Source organism: Stenotrophomonas maltophilia group sp. RNC7 (assembly GCF_030910085.1).
GTDB lineage: Bacteria > Pseudomonadota > Gammaproteobacteria > Xanthomonadales > Xanthomonadaceae > Stenotrophomonas > Stenotrophomonas sepilia.
This window is the reverse complement of record NZ_JAVFVN010000624.1, coordinates 26,117-45,167: the sequence shown is the minus strand read 5'-3', so window position 1 is coordinate 45,167 and position 19,051 is coordinate 26,117. Positions and strand designations below refer to the sequence as shown.

Sequence of the window (19,051 nt, the reverse complement as noted above, 5' to 3'; positions counted from 1 at the left end):
GGCTACCCGGTGTAGTCCCCCTCGCCACCCGTCTTTGTAGAGTCGAGGGGCCCGCCGCCCCCGCGGGGGGCCCGCCGGCCCGCCGGGGGCGGGGGGGCACACCCCGCAGGTTAAAATTTTTTATAATTAAATATATTTTTTTTTTAATACTCTTTTCATTTTTGGGGTGTGTGGTGGGGCCCCCCGCCCGTGGGGTGCGGCAACCGGCCGGGGGGGGGGCCCTCGACTCTACAAAGACGGGTGGCGAGGGGGACTACACCGGGTAGCCGGTGGCTTCCCGTGCCTTCTTCCAGGCGGCTTCGAATTCACGCGCGGAAATTTCGTCGTCCTCGTCGAAATCCAGGAACGACACTGGCTGGTCGGCCAGCAGGAAGCGGTCGTCGCTGTGGGCATGCTCGTCGGCCCAGACCATCTTGGTCCCGTAGATTTCCACCTGCCGCACGATCTTCTCGCCGCGCGCTTCCATCAGCACATTGCCCTTGCCCAGGCCCGATTCGGCCCAGTGCTTGTAGTACTTCTTTGCGGCGGATTTCGCGCCGGATCTTGCGTTGTGCTTTGCGTAGGTCATTGCAGGAGCCCTGGCCGCAGGCGCGGCCGGAAAGTACGGAATGGCGCCATTATCAGGCATCCGGGGTCAGAGCCCTTTCCTTTGGAAGGGATCCGACCCTTGCCGGTTCAGTTGGGCAGGGGCACGCCCTTCGGCCACAGCATCCAGATGTTGCCCTTCTGCTTCATGTCGCCAGCCAGCTTGCCGGCGGCATCGCCGCTGCCCCAGTACAGGTCGGCGCGCACTTCGCCGGCGATGGCGCCGCCGGTGTCCTGCGCAGCCACCGGGCGCACCACCGGGGTGCCGTCCGGGCGCGTGGTGGACAGCCACAGCAGGCTGCCCAGTGGCACCACGGTGCGATCCACCGCCACGCTGTAGCCCGCGGTGAGCGGCACGTTCAGTGAACCCCGTGGCCCCTCCGGGCTGTCCGGGTTGCGCACGAAGAACACGTAGCTGGGGTTACTGCGCAGCAGTTCCGGTACGCGCGCGGGGTTGGCCCGTGCCCAGGCGCGGATCGCGTCCATGGTGACGTCTTCCTTCTTCAGCTGGCCCTGGTCCACCAGCCAGCGACCGATCGCGCGGTACGGGTGGCCGTTCTGTTCCGCATAGGCCAGCCGCACCTGCTTGCCATCGGCCAGGCGCACGCGGCCAGACCCCTGGATCTGCAGCAGCTGCAGGTCCATCGGGTCGGTCAGCCAGGCCAGTACCGGCGCCTTGGCGCCCTTGGCCGCGATGGTACCGGCGTCGTCATAGGGCTTGAGCACCTTGCCTTCGACGCGACCGCGCAGGCGCTTGCCCTTCAGTTCCGGGTAGAGGCTGTCCAGTTGCACCACCACCAGATCATCCGGCGTGCCGTAGACCGGCACCGTCGCTTTGTCGGTGCGGGTGAGGCTGCCGGGGTAGATCGGCTCGTAGTAGCCAGTAATCAACCCGTCGGCCTGGTGGCCACCGGCACGCAGCGCGTAGGCATCGAGGTCGCGCTGCAGGAACTGGCGGATCGCGGCCGGGTCCTTGTCCGCCACCGTCGCGGCGGTGGCACATGGCTTGGCCCAGACCGCATCATTCTTCAGGCGGGTGCAGCTGCTGCGCCAGGCAACGAAGCCGGCCTGCAGATCGCTGTCCGAGACCGCTGGCAGGGCTTTCCAGTCGCCCTTGGCGTAGGTGGCCGCCGGCGACGAGGTCGGCGTCGGCGCTTCGGAGCCCGTGCGGGGAGCGGTGGTGGCGCAACCGGCGAGCACCGCCGCTGCCAACAGGGTCCAGTGCTTGCGCTTGAAGAAGGTAGCGGAATCGATCATGCCGCCATGGTGGAGTGCTGGCCGCTGGGCGGCAACCCAGCGCGGGGTCAAGCGTTCATGCGCGGGGTCACGGCATCTGCAGCAGCAACGAATGCAGGATACGGGCGTCCTCGGCATCCAGCGTCTTCGGCAGGTCGTCGCGGCCACGGAAGCGGCGGTGGAAGGCGGCGACGGTGGCTTCGCGGTTGTCGAGCGGATAACCGAAGCGGGCCAGCGCATTCCACGCGTCGAAGCCTTCCGGTGCCGCGCCGTCGGCCGCGCGCGGCCAGACGCCGAAACCGGCCTCGGCCAGCTGTTGCCACGGGAAGAAGCGGCTCGGATCCTGCTTGCGCGTCGGCGCCAGGTCGGCATGGCCGATCACCTGGCGCGGCGGGATGTTCAGGCGCGTGGTGAGATCACGCAGCAGCAGGATCAGCGATTCGATCTGTGCCGCACTGAACGGGCTGCGGCCATCGTTGTCGAGTTCGATGCCGATCGAGGCCGAGTTGAGATCGGTGATGGTGCCCCAGCGCCCGGCGCCGGCATGCCAGGCACGGCGTTCATCAGCGACCAGCTGGTAACGATGGCCATCGGCGCCGATCAGGTAGTGCGCGCTGACCGGCCCGCCACTGTTGGCGGTGCGCAGCGTACGCAGGCTCTGCTGCACCGATTTCTGATCGGTATGGTGGATGACGATGATGACCGGCGTGCGCGCGTTCTGGTTGGGTGACGGCACCCAGGTGGCGAGCGGGTTGCGCGTCTCTCGTGGCGTGGAAGCGCAGGCGGCCAGCAGCAGGCAGGCCGAGAGCATCACAGTGGTGCGGATCGGGTGCATGGCCTGATTGTGCGTGATCAGGCGCGATGATGCATGCCACAAGATAGATTCTGTTGATCCGCGCCAGGCGTGGATGCGCCACTCGGGCTGTGCCGACCAACGGTCGGCACTCACCAGAGCAGACCCAGACCCTGTGCCAAGCAAGCTTGGCAACTATCAGAACCAGGACGGGGAAGTGCCGACCAACGGCCGGCACCCACCCCGTCCGTGCACCGCTGCCTCAGGCCTCGTAGGCAGACTCGCCGTGCGAAGTCACATCCAGGCCGGTGCGTTCGGCCTCTTCGGTCACGCGCAGGCCGACCACGACCTTGACCACCAGCAGGATGACCGCGGTCACCACCGCCGACCACAGTACGGTCAAGCCGACGCTGACCACCTGCACCCACACCTGATGGGCGATATCCAGATCGGCCTTGGTACCGCCCAGCGACTGTGCACTGAAAACGCCGGTGAGGATCGCGCCGACGATGCCGCCGACACCATGCACACCGAACACGTCGGCCGTGTCGTCCACTTTCAGCAGGCGCTTGAGACCGGTCACGCCCCACACGCAGACCACGCCGGCGACAAAGCCGATCACGATCGCGCCAAGCGGCCCGACGGTGCCACAGGCCGGGGTGATGCCGACCAGCCCGGCCACCGCACCCGAGGCCGCACCCAGCGCCGACGGCTTGCCCTTGCCGATCGCCTCCACCAGGGTCCAGCCAAGCACGGCAGCAGCGGTGGCCAGCACGGTGTTGAGGAAGGCCAGCGAGGCCACCGTATCGGCGGCGGCGGCGGAACCGGCATTGAAGCCGAACCAGCCCACCCACAGCAGCATCGCGCCGATGTAGGTAAACGGCACGTTGTGCGGCTTCAGCGCGGTCTGGCCGTAGCCCAGGCGCTTGCCGACGAACCACGCGCCGACCAGGCCGGCCACGCCCGCATTGATGTGCACCACGGTGCCACCGGCGAAGTCGATCGCGCCCAGTTCACCCAGGTAGCCGCCGCCCCAGACGATGTGTGCCATCGGGATGTAGCTGAGGGTGAACCACAGTGCCGAGAACAGCAGTACCGCACGGAACTTGATGCGCTCGGCGAAGGCACCGACGATCAGCGCGGTGGTGATGCCGGCGAAGGTCGACTGGAAGGCGACGAACAGGTAATCCGGCAGGCCCTTGATCGGCGTGTTGCCCACCGAATCCGGGGTGAAGCCCTTGAGGAAGGCGAACTCGGTGAACGAACCGAAGAATGGATTGCCCGCGCTGAACACCGCGCTGTAGCCGTAGGCCACCCACAGCAGCAGCACCAGCGAGAACACCACCAGGATCTGGCTGAGCACCGACAGCACATTCTTCGAACGCACCAGTCCGCCGTAGAACAGGGCCAGACCCGGCACCACCATCAGCAGCACCAGCAACGTAGAGGTAAGCATCCAGGCGACGTCGCCACGATCATAGGCGGCGGCCGCTTCGGCCACGGCCGGCGCAGCGGCGCTGGCGGCCGGATCGTGCAGCGGCTCGACCGCCACGCTTTCGCTCGGCAACGGCGAGACCTGGGCCTGGGCGTGGGCGCTGCCCGGCCAGGCACCGGCGGCCAGCGCGCTGAGCAGCATCAGCAGGCACACCAGGTGGAACCGGGCTTGCCACCCGGTGAGAAGGCGCATCTTCATGGGGGGAATCTCCGGAAGGGGGTTACAGCGCGTCGGCACCGATTTCGCCGGTGCGGATGCGGATGACCTGTTCAACGGCGGTGACGAAGATCTTGCCGTCACCGATCTTGCCGGTGCCTGCCGACGACTGGATCGCTTCGATCACCGCGTCGGCACGCTCGTCGGTGACCACCGTTTCGATCTTGATCTTGGGCAGGAAATCGACGACGTACTCGGCGCCGCGATACAGCTCGGTGTGGCCCTTCTGGCGACCGAAACCTTTCACTTCGGTCACGGTGATGCCCGACACGCCTGCATCGGACAGGGCCTCGCGGACCTCGTCGAGCTTGAACGGTCGGATGATGGCGGAGATCAGTTTCATGCGCATGTCCCGATGGTGGATGGGGCCAGCGCGCCAGCGCGCGTTGGCATCAGGCAACCACAGGTCATCAGGGTGATGACCGTGGCTGTTGCACCGGACACGTACAGGGCCGGGACGGCCGTGCCTCTCTCCTTGCACGACCGACGCGGGAGGGAGGGCGGCCCTGGTCGCGTATCCGGTCTCTCTCTTGCCCCTGGGTGGAGTCAGAGCCCTTTCGCGGCGCGAAACGGATCTGACCCCCTACAACCGCGGCTCCCCAGCCGCGAGAACGGAGGCGATGGCGGCGGGTGGGAGGGGGAACCCACCGCCATCGCGCCCGGTCAGCTGGCGTAGTACAGCTGGTATTCCAGCGGGTGGGTGGCCGCGCGGAACTTGGTCACTTCCTGCATCTTCAGCGCGATGTAGCCGTCGATGAAGTCATCGCTCATCACGCCGCCGGCCTTCAGGAACTCGCGATCCTTGTCCAGTGCTTCCAGCGCCTGGTCCAGCGAGGAGCAGACCTGCGGGATCAGCTTCTCTTCTTCCGGCGGCAGGTCGTACAGGTCCTTGTCGCTCGGTGCACCCGGGTCGATCTGGTTCTTGATGCCGTCCAGGCCGGCCATCATCAGCGCGGTGAAGGTCAGGTAGCCGGACTGGATCGGATCCGGGAAGCGCATTTCGATGCGGCGCGCCTTCGGGTTGGAGACCCACGGAATGCGGCACGACGCCGAACGGTTGCGGGCCGAATAGGCCAGCATCACCGGCGCCTCGAAGCCCGGCACCAGGCGCTTGTAGCTGTTGGTGCCCGAGTTGGCGAAGGCATTGATGGCCTTGGCATGCTTGAAGATTCCGCCGATGTACCACAGCGCCAGCTGGCTCAGGCCACCGTAGCCGTCACCGGAGAACAGGTTGGTGCCGCCCTTGGACAGCGACTGGTGCACATGCATGCCGCTGCCGTTGTCGCCGACGATCGGCTTGGGCATGAAGGTGACGGTCTTGCCGTTGCGGTGCGCGACGTTCTTGATGACGTACTTCATGCGCAGCAGCTCGTCGGCCTTCTGCACCAGGGTGCTGAACTTGGTGCCGATCTCGCACTGGCCGGCGGTGGCCACTTCGTGGTGCTGCACTTCCACTTCGATGCCGACCTGTTCCAGGGTCTTGCACATTTCCGCGCGCAGGTCGTGCAGGGTGTCGGTCGGCGGGACGGGGAAGTAGCCGCCCTTCACGCCCGGACGGTAGCCGCTGTTGGCGCCGTCATACTTGGCGCCGCTGTTCCACGCCGCTTCTTCCGAGTCGACCTTGAAGAAGGTGTTGCCCATTTCGTTGGCGAAACGGACCGAGTCGAAGATGAAGAATTCCGGCTCCGGGCCGAAAAACGCGGTTTCGGCGATGCCGGAGGACTTCAGGTAGGCCTCGGCACGCTTGGCGATGCCGCGCGGGCAGCGGCCATAGGCCTGCATGGTGGCCGGATCGAGGATGTCACAGCTGATCACGATGGTCGGATCGGCGTAGAACGGATCGACGTAGGCGCTGGACGGATCCGGCAGCAGCACCATGTCCGATTCGTTGATGCCCTTCCAGCCGGCGATCGAGCTGCCGTCGAACATCTTGCCTTCTTCGAACAGCGACGGTTCGACGATGCTGACCGGGAAGGTGACGTGCTGCTCGACGCCACGCATGTCCACGAAACGCAGATCGACGAACTCGATCTGGTTGTCCTTGATCAGCTTCTCAACGTTTTCCACGGACATCGGTACGACCTCGGATGGGGATGAATGCCTGCTGAGGTACAGCAATGACCGTGCCAACTTTTTGATACCCGCAAGTTGTTGATTTCAATATGGCTGCCCCGCGCTGGTGCAGAACGGTGCGCACCAAACCGGTGCACCCGCCATCAGACGCACCCGTTTGGTGCAGCAGGGATCGTCTATCCTCTCGACCTTCTTCCTTCCGCCGCGCGTGCCCGCACCGTCCATGTCCGACCTGCTCTCCGCCCTGCTGCTGGGCATCCTCGAAGGCTTGACCGAATTCCTGCCGATCTCCAGCACCGGCCACCTGCTCATCGCCCAGCACTGGCTGGGTGCCCGCTCGGACTTCTTCAACATCGTCATCCAGGCTGGCGCGATCGTGGCCGTGGTGCTGGTGTTCCGCCAGCGCCTGCTGCAGCTGGCCACCGGCTTCAACCAACGCGGGAACCGTGAGTACCTGTTCAAGCTGGGCGCCGCCTTCCTGGTCACCGCCGTGGTCGGCCTGGTGGTGCGCAAGGCCGGCTGGTCGCTGCCGGAGACGGTCAGCCCGGTGGCCTGGGCACTGATCATCGGTGGCGCCTGGATGCTGCTGGTGGAGGCCTACACCGCGCGCCTGCCCGACCGCGACCAGGTGACCTGGACCGTGGCGATCGGCGTCGGCCTGGCGCAGGTGGTGGCGGGCGTGTTCCCCGGTACCTCGCGCTCGGCCTCGGCGATCTTCCTGGCCATGCTGCTGGGCCTGAGCCGCCGCGCCGCTGCCGCCGAGTTCGTGTTCCTGGTCGGCATTCCCACCATGTTCGCCGCCAGCGCCTACACCTTCCTGGAACTGGCCAGGGACGGGCAGCTGGGCAGCGAGAACTGGACCGAGGTGGGCGTGGCCTTCCTTGCCGCGGCCGTCACCGGCTTCGTCGTAGTGAAGTGGCTGATGGGCTACATCAAGTCGCACCGGTTCACCGCCTTCGCCCTCTACCGCATCGCGCTGGGCGCGGCGCTGCTGCTGTGGTTGCCCTCCGGCAGCTGAACAGCACTGGGGCACGGTAACCCCATGGCCGGCCCCACCCCGTTTCCCCCACGGTTCCCCAAGGAGAATCACCATGAACCGCAAGCTCACCCTGCTCCTCCCGCTGGCCCTGATGGCCGCCTGCAGCCAGACCCCGGCCCCGGCCGGCAATGGCGGCGACGACGTGGCCCCGGCCGCGACCAAGGCAGCGGACCAGCAGACGCTGGCGCACCTGGATGCGCAGCGCCTGCAGAGCCAGCACTGGCTGCTGCAGCAGGCCACCGGCGCCGACGGCAAGCGCATCGACGCGCTGTTCGCCCGCGAAGACAAGCCGGTCACCCTGGACTTCGCTGAGGGCCGCCTGTCGGTCAGCAACACCTGCAACCGCATGGGCGGCGGCTACACCCTGGCCGACGGCAAGCTGACGGTCAGTGCGATGGCCTCGACCATGATGGCCTGCACCGACAAGGCGCTGATGGCGCTGGACGAAGCCGTGTCGAGCCGCCTGCAGGGCGAACTGAAGGCCGAGCAGGATGCCGATGGCAAGCTGACCCTGACCAACGCCAAGGGCGACGTGCTGGTGTTCAACCCGGAACCGACCGCTGAAACCCGCTACGGCGGCGCCGGCGAAACCGTGTTCCTGGAAGTGGCCGCGAAGACCGAGAAGTGCTCGCACCCGCTGATTCCGGACTACCAGTGCCTGCAGGTGCGCGAAGTGAAGTTCGACGACAAGGGCCTGAAGCAGGGTGAGCCGGGCAAGTTCGAGAACTTCTACGGCAACATCGAGGGCTACACCCACGAAGACGGCGTGCGCAACGTGGTGCGCGTGAAGCGCTACGAAGTGAAGAACCCGCCGGCCGATGCGCCGTCGCAGGCGTATGTGCTGGACATGGTGGTCGAGTCGGCCATCGAGAAGAAGTAAAACGACAGAAGGGCGGCCGAAAGGCCGCCCTTCTTCATTGTGCGTTGTAGAGCCGAGCCCATGCTCGGCTGCTGTCTATCGGGAAAAGCAGCCGAGCATGGGCTCGGCTCTACAGAAGCACATTGCCCGCTCAGGCCAATGCGGGGTTCAAGGTGTAGGTACCGTGCAGTGCCGCTTCGGCCAGCACGTGGCCGTGCATGGCCCGGTACGCGTCGGCGGCGCTGAAGCGTGCCGGCAGCTGCAGCGATGCCACGTCCAGCGCGAACACGCGGAAGAAGTAGCGGTGCACGCGCTCGTCATTGAACGGCGGATAGGGGCCGTCGTAGCCCAGGTAGTCACCGGCCATGTCCGGGTTGCCGGCGAACCAGCCGGTGAAGTCGTTCAGGCCCTGGCGGCTGCCGGCCGGCCCGGCCGGCGTGGTCTTGCCCTTCACCACGAAGCCGTCGCTGCAGCTGCCTGCGGCAATCTCGCGCACCGAAGCCGGAATATCGACCATCACCCAGTGCACGAAATCACAGCGCGGCTGGTCGCGTGGCACGCTCATGTCGGTGCGGCCGACCGTCTCCGGCACGGTCGGCACGTCCGGATCGACGCATACCAGCAGGAACGAACGGGTGCCCTCCGGCACATCGCTCCAGGCCAGGTGCGGATTGCGGTCCGGTGCGAAGCCCGCGGCATCGCCTGCGGCGAATTCGCGGTCGATCGGTGCACCGTTGGTCAGGCTGTGGCTGCTCAGTTGCATCGGCGTGTCCTCACTCTTCCGGGTAACCCAGGCGCACCGCGATCGGGGTGAGCTTGGCGAAGGCGGCGCTCATCACGTCGCGGTAGTTGCGCCAGTGGCCCGGCGGGAAGCGCGGCGCGCCCAGCTGCGCGGCCGGCGGCATCGGCCGCTCGAACAGTCGGCCCAGCAGTTCGGCCATCGCCTGCGGATCGTTGCCGATCTGGTCGATGCGCAGCAGCACCTGCGGGTACAGATCGTCCTCGTGCAGGGCGGCGACCTGGGCCAACGCGCGCGCCAGCCATTCGCTGGCTTCGGCCAGCGAGGTCATCGCCAGCGGTGCGGCGGCACCGTAGGCCACCCAGTCCAGCAGCATGTCGCGCGGATCGCGCAGCACCACCAGCAGGCGGCCCTGCGGCAACTGCGGGCGCAGCGCCCACAGCAGCGCGTTGTCCCACCACAGCAGCCAGTCGATGATCGCGTCGTCCTGCACGCCGCGCGACGGCAGCTGTTCGCGCCAGCGCTGCACCAGCCGCTCCGGCGTCAACACGCCCGAAGCGAGGTCCTGCAGCGTGTGGTAGTTCTGGAACGCGTCGTCGGGTGCGTTGGAGGTATAGCGGTCGCTGCGCAGCACCGGGCTGGCCGCAGCCAGGCCGGTCGCCACGCGCTCCACGCCCGACCCGGGCGCACCCCACAGGAAGATCGGCGCGGAAGTGGCATCACCGTCGATCTCGCCCTTGTCCGGCCAGCTCGGCGGTGCCTTGGCCTGCGGCGGCAGCGGCAGGCGCTGTGGGGCCTGGTCGGCCTGCAGGGCCAGCCAGGTCTGCAGCGCGTCTTCGTGCTGCCCGGCGCGATCCTGGATCTCGCCCAGCCAGGTGCGCAGGTCGGCACGGTGGCCTTCCGGCGCCATGCCGATCAGCGCCTGCACGCGGGCGACGGCAGCGGCCGGATCGCGCTGCAGCAGGCCTTCGACCAGGCGGGTTTCGCCACTGACGCGGCCCGGTTCAAGGCTGACGATACGCTCGGCGATCGCTTCGGCCTGCGCGTGTTCGCCCACCATGTCGTGCAGCCGCAGGCGCGCTTCCAGCGCCGGCAGGTGGCCCGGCATCGCGTCCATCCAGCGCTCGACCGTGGCGGCGGCGGTGGCACTGCCGACCTCCTCCACCGCCAGGCGTGCCAGCCACAGGTCGTGCAGCTGCGGGTGCTGCTCCAGGGCGGCATCCAGGCGTGCGCGGGCCTCGTCTTCGCGACCCAGGCGCTGCCAGGACATCAGCAGCAGCTGCAGCACGTCGCGGTCATCAGGCAGCGATTCCAGCAACGGCAGCAGGTGCTCCAGCGCCTGCAGCGGCTGGCCGCTGCGCAGTGCCAGTTCGCCGGCCAGGCGGCGCATCGAAGGCGTATCCAGGCCTTCCTGCTGCAGCGCGATCTGCATCGCCTCTGCCGCAGCTTCCAGGTTGCCCTGGCGCATGGCCAGCTGCACCACCAGGCCATGCAACGAGGCGATGGTCGGGTTCAGTTCCAGCACGCGGCGGAACGCCTGCTCGGCGAAGGCCAGCATGTTCTTGCCCAGGTAGGCGAAGCCCAGTGCGTAAAGCACGCGGATGTCGTTGGGCAGGGCCTGGTTGGCGGCCGACAGCAGCGTCAGCGCGCGATCGGCATCATCGCGGCGCAGCGCGATCATGCCATCGATGGTCAGCAGCTCCGGGTGGTCCGGTTCGACACGCGAGGCCAGCGTGGACAGGCGCTGCGCTTCATCGAAATCGTTGCGACCGATCGCCAGGTGGGCCTGCATCAGGTACGCGGCGAACGCGTTCGGGTCCAGCCCGGTGGTGCGCGTCAGTGCTTCGCCGGCGCCGTCGAACTGGCGCAGGGCCAGCAGCAGGCCAGCGTGCTGCAGGTGCAGCTGGGCGTTGTCCGGGGCCAGCTGCAGCGCCTGCTGCAGGGCCTCCATCGCGTCCTCGGCCTTGCCCTGCTGCTGCAGCGCAAGCGCCAGCCAGCGGTGGGCCTCGGCCTGGCCGGGTTCATCACGGGTCCACGCCTGGGCCAGCTGCACGGCCTGGTCGGCCTCGTTCTGGCGCAACGCTTGGATGATCTGGTCTTGCATGGCGGTCCGGTTCAAGGGCAAACCCGCATTGTAGCGGCCTGCGCGCCCGTGCCGGTTCAGCCTTGCAGCACGCGCTGCAGGCGCTGCGCCACCCAGCGCTCGGAGAAGCCGTCACCGCGCCAGTTTTCCAGGAAGCCACAGTGTCCGCCCCAGCTGGCGGTTTCCAGATGCGCCTGGTGCGGCAGCTGCCAGTCGCTGAAGGTCGCGTAGGGGATCACCGGGTCGTCCTGCGCCATCAGGATGTCGGCCGGCACCTGCAACGTGGACAGCCGATCGCCGGCAATCGAGTAGCCATCGAAATAGGCCTGCAACGAACCGAAACTGGTGTGGCGCTCGACCAGCCAGGCAGTCAGCGCGCGGATGTCCAGTTTCAGGACGCGGTCGTCGCAGTCGCTCAGTTCGGGGAACAGGTCGCGCTTGCGCCGCAGCGAACCGGCCCACTTGCGGCGGAAGTACCAGTCGTACATTGCCGGGCCGTTCTCGATGCTCTCCATGGTCAGCGCCGGGTCCAGCACCGGGCATACCGAGGCCACGCGCAGCAGCGGCACGCCGGCCGCTGGCGCGCGCTGGGCCAGGCGCAGCACGAAATTGCCGCCCAGCGAGTAACCGGCGGCCACCAGCGGCAACTGCGGCCAGCGCTGGGCGATATCGCCCGCGGCATGCACCACTTCGTCGATCAGGTTGGAGTGGAAGATGCCGGGGTTGAGATGATGGGTATTGCCGTGGTCGCGGAAATTCAGCCGCACCACGTCGAAGCCCTGTTCGAGCATGCGCGCGGCCGCCATGCGCATGTAGCTGGATTCGGCGCTGCCTTCCCAGCCGTGCAGCAGCAGGGCCATGCCCTTGGGTTCGCGGCCTTCGATGTGGCTGTGCCAGCCCTGCAGGCGCACGCCATCACCGCCGTCGAGGATCAGTTCTTCGCTGATCGCACCGGTCGCGGCCAGCAGCAGCAGGCCGCGCTGCAGGCGCATGCGGCTGGAGCTGAGCATCGACTGCAGATGCGGATTGCGCAGCCAGCGCGGGGGCTGGTAGTCAGCCGCGTGCAGCGTCGGCGTGCCGGCGTCCAGGACGGGTGGCGGGATCAGGGCCACCGCACCCTCACTCGGAGCTCATGGCCGCCACGATGCGCGCGCGCGACGTCTCCGCGATGCGCCGACGGCCTTCCAGGTCCTGCGCACCGATCGGTGCCAGGAAGTGCACTTCTGCACGCCGCGCCGGCTCACCGAGCAGGCGCAGGAAATTGGCGAAGAAACTCTCACCGGGGCCGAACGCGACAATGGTCTGCGCATCGCCCTTGAGCCCGTACACCAGTGCCACCGGCTGCACCGGCACGCCGGTTTCAACCGCGGCCTGGAAGATGCGGGCATGGAACGGGCCTACTTCGTGGCCGCCGCGGGTGCGCCCTTCCGGGAACACGCCCACCGCCTTGCCTTCGCGCAGGCGATCGGCCATCACCTGCATCACGCCACCGAGCGATTCGGTGTTGCCGCGCTGGTGGAAGATGGTCTGGCCACGCGCGGCCAGCCAACCGACCAACGGCCAGCTGGCGATCTCGCGCTTGGCGACGAAGCCCATCATGCGCTGGCTGTGCAGGATGCAGATGTCGACCCAGCTGACGTGGTTGGCGACGAACAGCACGGCGCCGGGCAACGGCGTACCGATCTGCACCAGGCGGAAGCCGAAGATCCACATCAGCCCGCCCTGCCACCAGTTGACCACTTTGGCCCCCAGGGTCGCCTCGCCCACGCGCAGTTCGCCCCACGGCCGAAGCATGCCGATCAGGATGAGCGGCAGGAACACAACGATGTGGACCAACAGCAGCGGTACGCGGTACAGGTAACGGCACACACGCGCCACGCCGCCGCGGGGGGCCGGAGTGGGGGAAGTCATCCGCGCACGATACCGGAGGGCCGTCATCGCTGCCAGCCGATTTAGGCCATAACACCCATCGACCGGGGCAATCGGCGGGGAACGCTGGGTTCCGCTGCCGTCACCGGCCGTCCGGGGCTCAGCCGTGGCCGGCCGCCACCACCGCCAGGGTCAGCCGCGAGATGCACACCAGGCGGCCCTGCTCGTCCTCGATGCGGATCTCCCACAGCTGGGTGCTGCGGCCGACGTGCAGTGCACGTGCGGTGCCGGTCACGGTGCCCGAGCGAACGGCGCGTACATGGTTGGCGTTGATCTCCAGCCCTACGCAGATCTGTTTGGCCGTATCCACGCACAGGTTGCCGGCGCTGCTGCCCAGGGTCTCGGCCAGCACCACCGACGCGCCGCCATGCAGGATGCCGTAGGGCTGGCGGGTGCGCTCGTCCACCGGCATGGTGGCCTGCAGCCAATCGTCGCCGGCCGCGCTGAAGACGATGCCCAGCGACTCGATCGCGGTGTTGCGGCTGAGCGTGTTGAGCTTCTCGAGGGAAACGGCTTCGCGGAACACCAGGCTCATGCGGGCACCTTCAGAGGATGGGAACGAGGCCGGCGCCGAATGCAGTGAGCATGCGGACCAGCAGCCATTTCGGGCCGACATTGACCTCGGGGAAATCGCCCACGGCGACATAGCAGCGGTGGAAGTCTGGGTCCTGCCGAGGCAGCGGCCGCGGGCAGTCCGGGCCGGGCTTGAACTCGTAGTCGGTGGCGTAGCGCCACGGCCAGAAATCGAGGATGGGCAGCGCTTCGGAGGCCTTGCCGACGCTGTAGTTCAGCCCCGACAGCACCGGCGGCTTGGCCCGCGGCGCCACCGTCCACGAGTTCTGCGGGTGGATATCGCGCAGGATGCTCTCGGCCAGCTGCTCGGCGAAGGCCGGGTCATCGATGATCACCGCACCCTCGGTGTTGTAGTTCTCGCTGCGCGGATCGAAGTTGTGGGTGCCGACCACGCCGATGCGGCGGTCGACCACCAGCGACTTGGCATGCAGGCCCATGCGCGCGCCCTTGCGGGTGACCGGCAACGGCTTGTTGACCGCCTTGCTGCCCAGGAAGGAGGGCCGGGTCTCGGTGCGCAGCAGGCGGGTCTCGACCTCGCTGCCGGCCGCGCGGCGGCGCTCGCGCGCGTTCTGGTAGGCACTGCCAGTGCGCGGGTTCACCGCCAGCTGCTTGCCGGTGGGTGCCGGATGCTCATCGCGATCGCGGCTGTCGCCGGCATTGCTGCCCGCGGCGCTGCCGCCGATCAGCGGATTGCGCCCGCCGTCGTCGTCACCCCCGGGCGCGGCGATCGGATCAGGCAGCAGGTTGCGGTAGTCGACCGGTGCATCCAGCGGGAACGGCTTGTACTCGAAGATGTTGAAGCCCAGTTCGCGCATGTTGCGCCGCTTGTACTTGTACGACAGCGCATACACGATCGGGTTGTCGGTGGCCGCCAGGCTGTTGCTGGACACCACCACCCGCGGCGGCTGCGGGCGCTTGCGCAGCTCGCGGAACAGCTTCTGCGCCGGCTTGGACAACACCAGGTACGGCGTCTGCAGGATCACTTCCTCCTGCGCGCCGGCGATCAGCGCATCCAGCTGCGGCTCGGTCACGTGCTGGCCCGCCAGCGGCGCATCGGCCTTCTCGCGCCGGTGCTTGCGTGGCAGGTCGGCGACATAGCGCACCGAGGCCACCGGCAAGGCGGTATCGACGAAGGAACGGCTGACGAAGTCCATGTCATTGGCTTCGGCACTGACCCGCTGCACCCGCTCGGGGCGGCGGAAGCTGGCCGGCGGCAGGGTCGGCACGCCCTCGCGCAGCAGGGTGCGGCCGACATCGTTCAGGCGCTCGGCCGGCACGCTGCGCCTGGCATGCCAGAAGGCATCGAAGTTGGCGGCCATCGCCCGCGCTTCCGGGCCGGCGATCAGCACGTCGCGGTCGCGGAAGTTGTACTCGCGGTCCCAGTCGTAATAGTCGTCCTGGTAGTTGCGGCCACCGACCACGCCGATCGCATCGTCGATCACCAGCAGCTTGTTGTGCATGCGCTGGTTGAAGCGGCGGAAGCAGCACAGCACGCTGCCGGCATAGTCGAAGTAGTTCAGCCGGGCCTTGCCGAAGGTCGGGTTGTAGACCCGCAGCTGGAAGTTCTGGTGCGCGCCGGACAGCGCGCCGAGGATCTGCAGGTCGGAGATCGCCGAGAGCTGGTCGATCAGCACGCGCACCTTCACCCCGCGCCGCGATGCAGCCAGCAGCTCGTCGATGACCAGCCGGGCGCTGTCGTCCTTGTCGAAGATGTAGGTCTGCAGGTCGATGCTGCGGGTAGCGCTGCGCAGCAGGTTCAGGCGCGCCACCAGCGCACCTTCGCCCTCGTCGAGCAGGGTGGCGTAGTGGCGCGGCTGTTCGGGGGTGGATTCGGTGAACGCCCGGCCGGCCAGCGCTCGCAGCGGTGAGTCCTGCGCGCAGCGGTCGGCGCGCTGGCAGCCGACCACGGTCGAGCGCGCCTGCACGGCGATCGCCTCGGCACGGTCGCGCTCGGCATGCGACAGCGACGCGCAGCCGCTGCCCAGCAACACCGTTGCCAGCGCCAGTAAACGCAGCAGGAGGTTCACGGTTTCGGCGCCTCGCTCAGGCGCGCACGTAATACGAAGGTCACTCGGTCACTCAGGGCTAACTGCCAGCTGTCCATTCCATACCGGCCTCGCTGCACGGTACCGCGGCTGACGACATCGCAATCATAGCCGGGTCGGGCGCACTCCGCCTTCTCGACCCGCAGCGACTCGGGGTGGCTGACGCCGCGCAGGGTCAGCCGGCCGTTGATGTCGCCGCCCTGTTCCACCGTCTCCGGCCAGTACGGCAGCGAGTCGAACTCGACCACCGGATGGCGCCCTGCATCGAAGAACTCTTCGCCGCGCATCCAGCCGGTGTAGCGCGCCTTGCCAGGGATCTCCACCGAACGGGTGAACATCTTCAGGTGCACCTGGTGGCGCCCGTCGGACAGGATCTCGATGCGCCCCTCGAAGTGCGGGAATACGCCTTCGATGCGCTGGCCGAAACGGGTCCGCACCTCGAAACCGATCCGCGAGCGCTGGGTATCCAGGCGCAGTACCCGCGGTGCTTCGGCGGACACCGGCGGCAACGGGGTTGGTGGGGGTACAGCGGCCCAGGCCGGGCCAAGCGCCAGCAACGCGGGCAGCAGGAAGCGGCTGCGCCGCGCCTGGCTCATCGGATCACGGCCACCAGAACGCGTTCAGGCTGGCCACGCCCGGCTCGATCGAGACCTCGCGCGGGAAGCCGAGGACGGCCACGCCGCCCGGCGGCATGCCGCGGTAGTCGCTGCTGGTGCCGTCGGTCATCAGGGCCACCAGCTGCTCCAGGCCCGGGTTGTGGCCCACGATCAGCACCCGGTCCAGGTCGCGACGCTCGTCAACCAGCGCCGCCAGGGTGCCCGGGGTGGCTTCGTAGATCCGGTCTTCCAGGCGCTTCTCGACATAGCCGATGGCCGTCATCACCGCTTCCAGGGTCTCACGGGTACGTCGCGACGGCGAGCACAGCACGCAGTCCGGCAGCAGCTTGTTTTCCTTCAACCACTTGCCGGCGGCTTCAGCTTCGGCCAGCCCTACCGGCGACAGCGGCCGGTCGAGGTCGGCCTGGCCGGAAACGGCGGGTTCGGCATGGGCATGGCGCAGCAGGATCAGTTCACGCATCGCGGGTTTCCATGGAGAAGAGGATGCAGCAGGAGAAGTGAGGCAGGCATCAAAGCTTGAGCCAGGACAGCAGCGGTTCCCAGTCGGCCTGGTGTTCGCGCACCTGGGCGGAGCGATAGTCGAACAGGCTGCGGCCCAGGCCGGTCATGACCACGTAGCTCTGGCTGTCACGCAGCTGCGCGACCACCGGGTACGGCCATTCGGCCAGCATCTGCAATGCCTGCTGCGAGGTCTGGGTCCAGGGTTTGGTGCGGTTGAGGACCAGCCCTACCGGCAGCTTGCGGCTGTGCACGCGCGGGTTCTGGGCCAGGCTGTTGAGGAAGCCGACGATGGCTTCGATATCCAGCGCCGAGGGCAGCACCGGCACCACCACGGCGTCGGCCGCGTCCAGGAAATGGGGGATATCGTCGGCCAGCGCACCGGCGGGTGCATCGATGATGACGGTATCGGTACCGTCGGGCAGCTTCTGCGCCCACTGCTTCTTCCGATACACATCGATGGGGAGCACCGCGCTTTCCAGCCCGGCACGCCGTTGTGCCCAGCGGGTGCTGGAGCCCTGCGGGTCGGCATCGGCGATCACCGTGGCCTTGCCCTGCAATGCCGCGTACGCGGCCAGGTGGGTGGCGACGGTGGTCTTGCCCACCCCGCCCTTGGAACCGGCCACCAGGATCGTCTTCATGCCAGCCTCGCTTCCGGGTACGTGCCCCGAGCGTACACCGGCGGTGGTGACGGGAGGTAGCGCCGTGCTGAACCCGTGGCCATCGCCTTTGCTATCGTGGCGCCCCCGAAGGATCGAACCGGCATGAGCGAACTGCAGGACCTGAGCGCACTGATCCGCGCCAATACCCCCCTGATCGTGATCGAGACCCAGGATGAGGGGCGCATCGTCGAACTGTTCCGGCAGACGCTGATGCACGTGTGGCGGGCCCTGCACCGCTGGTCCATCACCGAGGGCCTGCGCCGCATCGACCTGGACCGCGAGGATCCGCCGGTCGGCCCGCCCGATGCCAGCGCCGCGCTGCAGATGATCCGCCAGGCTGATCAGCGCGGTGTCTACCTGCTGCTCGATTTCCACCCCTACCTGGGCTATGCCAGCCACCAGCGCGCACTGCGCGACCTGATCCAGCGCCGCCACAGCGAACCGCACGTGCTGGTGCTGATCGGCGCCAAGGTCGAGCTGCCGGCCGAGCTGGAAGCACTGGCGGTGCGCTTCAACCCGCGCCTGCCCGATGCCAACGCCCTGCTGAAGATGCTGCGCGAGGAGGCCGACGCCTATGCGCGCGAACACGGCGGCCGCCGTGTCGAGGTCGACAGCGAGGCGGTGAAGAAGATCCTGAAGAACCTGCAGGGCCTGAGCCTGGTCGATGCCCGCCGCATCGCCCGCCAGCTGATCTACGCCGATGGCGCGCTGCGCGACGACGACCTGCCGCAGCTGGCACGGCTGAAGTTCGAGCTGCTCAACCGCAGCGGCCACCTGTTCTTCGAGCACGACAGCGCACGCTTCGGCGACGTGGCCGGCGCCAACCGGCTCAAGCGCTGGATCAGCCAGCGCCGGGTGGCCTTCATCGCCGGCTCGGCACCGGCCGGCCTGGACCCGCCGCGCGGCATGTTGCTGCTGGGCGTGCAGGGCTGCGGCAAATCAATGCTGGCCAAGGCCACCGCCGCCGGCTTCGGTGTACCGCTGCTGCGCCTGGACGTGGGTGCGCTGTACAACAAGTACCACGGCGAAACCGAGGCCAACCTGCGCCAGGCGCTGGCCTCGGCCGAGCAGCTGGCGCCCTGCGTGCTGTGGATGGACGAGATCGAGAAGGGCCTGGCCAGTGGTGGCGAGGACGGTGGCGTATCGCGCCGCGTGCTCGGCTACCTGCTGACCTGGATGGCCGAACGCAAGGCGCCGGTCTTCATCGTCGCCACCGCCAACCAGGTGCACGAACTGCCGGCCGAGCTGCTGCGCAAGGGGCGTTTCGACGAGATCTTCTTCGTCGACCTGCCCACCCCCGAAGTGCGCGTGGAACTGCTGCGGCTGCATCTGGGGCGACGCCAGCTCAATGGTGACGACTTTGCGCTGCCGGCGTTGGCGGCCGCGGCGAATGGTTTCTCCGGCGCGGAGATCGAGCAGGCGATCGTGGCCGGGCTGTATGCAGCGCACGCCGAAGGCCGGCCGTTGGATACCGAGCTGCTGATGAACGAGATCCGTGCGACGCGGCCGCTGTCGGTGCTGATGGCCGAGCAGGTAGAGGCACTGCGGGCATGGGCGTCGGGGCGGACGGTTTCTGCAGACGACTGAGGGGTTTCCAGCGAACGGCGCA

Annotated in this window: 18 protein-coding genes; 3 read left to right on the top strand and 15 right to left on the bottom strand. The window is 67.8% G+C overall.

The features are described 5' to 3' along the window. Positions 1-253: 253 nt before the first annotated feature. From RCF13_RS11975 to glnA, 6 genes are all read right to left on the bottom strand, one after another. Entirely contained in the window at positions 254-568 is a 315-nt protein-coding gene (locus tag RCF13_RS11975; protein ID WP_049435786.1) for a hypothetical protein, read from the bottom strand. A 107-nt stretch (positions 569-675) separates the two neighbouring features. Beyond that, positions 676-1,842, bottom strand: coding sequence for an MltA domain-containing protein (locus tag RCF13_RS11970; RefSeq protein WP_134968128.1), 1,167 nt, complete (start codon positions 1,840-1,842; stop codon positions 676-678). A 67-nt stretch (positions 1,843-1,909) separates the two neighbouring features. Further along, positions 1,910-2,656, bottom strand: coding sequence for an N-acetylmuramoyl-L-alanine amidase (locus RCF13_RS11965; protein ID WP_134968127.1), 747 nt, complete (start codon positions 2,654-2,656; stop codon positions 1,910-1,912). 220 nt (positions 2,657-2,876) lie between these two features. Then, a complete protein-coding gene (amt, locus tag RCF13_RS11960) occupies positions 2,877-4,307 on the bottom strand; it encodes an ammonium transporter (RefSeq protein WP_134968126.1) in 1,431 nt (476 codons plus the stop codon). Positions 4,308-4,329: 22 nt separating this feature from the next. After that, complete coding sequence (locus RCF13_RS11955) at positions 4,330-4,668, bottom strand: P-II family nitrogen regulator (protein ID WP_004134334.1); 339 nt, start codon at positions 4,666-4,668, stop codon at positions 4,330-4,332. Positions 4,669-4,988: 320 nt separating this feature from the next. Then, positions 4,989-6,398, bottom strand: a complete 1,410-nt coding sequence (gene glnA, locus RCF13_RS11950; protein ID WP_005420964.1) for a type I glutamate--ammonia ligase — start codon at positions 6,396-6,398, stop codon at positions 4,989-4,991. 223 nt (positions 6,399-6,621) lie between these two features. On the opposite strand from glnA, the gene RCF13_RS11945 reads away from it, so the two are divergent. Next, positions 6,622-7,416: an undecaprenyl-diphosphate phosphatase gene (locus RCF13_RS11945; RefSeq protein ID WP_061479399.1), complete on the top strand. Its 795-nt coding sequence runs from the start codon at positions 6,622-6,624 to the stop codon at positions 7,414-7,416. Between the two features lie 73 nt (positions 7,417-7,489). After that, positions 7,490-8,317 (top strand): META and DUF4377 domain-containing protein, encoded by an 828-nt coding sequence (locus RCF13_RS11940; protein WP_134968124.1) that lies wholly within the window; start codon positions 7,490-7,492, stop codon positions 8,315-8,317. 130 nt (positions 8,318-8,447) lie between these two features. On the opposite strand, the gene RCF13_RS11935 is transcribed toward RCF13_RS11940, so the two are convergent. The 9 genes from RCF13_RS11935 to RCF13_RS11895 form a co-directional block, all read right to left on the bottom strand. Further along, positions 8,448-9,059 (bottom strand): YbhB/YbcL family Raf kinase inhibitor-like protein, encoded by a 612-nt coding sequence (locus RCF13_RS11935; RefSeq protein WP_134968123.1) that lies wholly within the window; start codon positions 9,057-9,059, stop codon positions 8,448-8,450. Between the two features lie 10 nt (positions 9,060-9,069). After that, positions 9,070-11,139, bottom strand: coding sequence for a tetratricopeptide repeat protein (locus RCF13_RS11930; RefSeq protein ID WP_072167383.1), 2,070 nt, complete (start codon positions 11,137-11,139; stop codon positions 9,070-9,072). Between the two features lie 56 nt (positions 11,140-11,195). Further along, entirely contained in the window at positions 11,196-12,185 is a 990-nt protein-coding gene (locus RCF13_RS11925) for an alpha/beta fold hydrolase (RefSeq protein ID WP_061479400.1), read from the bottom strand. A 52-nt stretch (positions 12,186-12,237) separates the two neighbouring features. Beyond that, positions 12,238-13,029 (bottom strand): lysophospholipid acyltransferase family protein, encoded by a 792-nt coding sequence (locus RCF13_RS11920; RefSeq protein ID WP_061479384.1) that lies wholly within the window; start codon positions 13,027-13,029, stop codon positions 12,238-12,240. 118 nt (positions 13,030-13,147) lie between these two features. Then, on the bottom strand, positions 13,148-13,582 hold the full coding sequence (locus RCF13_RS11915; protein ID WP_061479385.1) for a hotdog fold thioesterase: 435 nt from the start codon (positions 13,580-13,582) through the stop codon (positions 13,148-13,150). Between the two features lie 10 nt (positions 13,583-13,592). Then, complete coding sequence (locus RCF13_RS11910; RefSeq protein WP_088496480.1) at positions 13,593-15,647, bottom strand: phospholipase D family protein; 2,055 nt, start codon at positions 15,645-15,647, stop codon at positions 13,593-13,595. Beyond that, on the bottom strand, positions 15,644-16,261 hold the full coding sequence (locus RCF13_RS11905) for a YceI family protein (protein ID WP_005420984.1): 618 nt from the start codon (positions 16,259-16,261) through the stop codon (positions 15,644-15,646). Before RCF13_RS11905 ends, RCF13_RS11910 begins: the two co-directional genes overlap by 4 nt. A 4-nt stretch (positions 16,262-16,265) precedes the next feature. Then, positions 16,266-16,742, bottom strand: coding sequence for a histidine phosphatase family protein (locus tag RCF13_RS11900; RefSeq protein WP_061479387.1), 477 nt, complete (start codon positions 16,740-16,742; stop codon positions 16,266-16,268). Positions 16,743-16,791: 49 nt separating this feature from the next. Further along, a complete protein-coding gene (locus RCF13_RS11895) occupies positions 16,792-17,421 on the bottom strand; it encodes a ParA family protein (protein ID WP_005420986.1) in 630 nt (209 codons plus the stop codon). A gap of 123 nt (positions 17,422-17,544) precedes the next feature. Here RCF13_RS11895 and RCF13_RS11890 point away from each other — a divergent pair, with 123 nt between their 5' ends. Beyond that, positions 17,545-19,029, top strand: coding sequence for an AAA family ATPase (locus tag RCF13_RS11890; RefSeq protein ID WP_005420987.1), 1,485 nt, complete (start codon positions 17,545-17,547; stop codon positions 19,027-19,029). Positions 19,030-19,051: the final 22 nt, after the last annotated feature.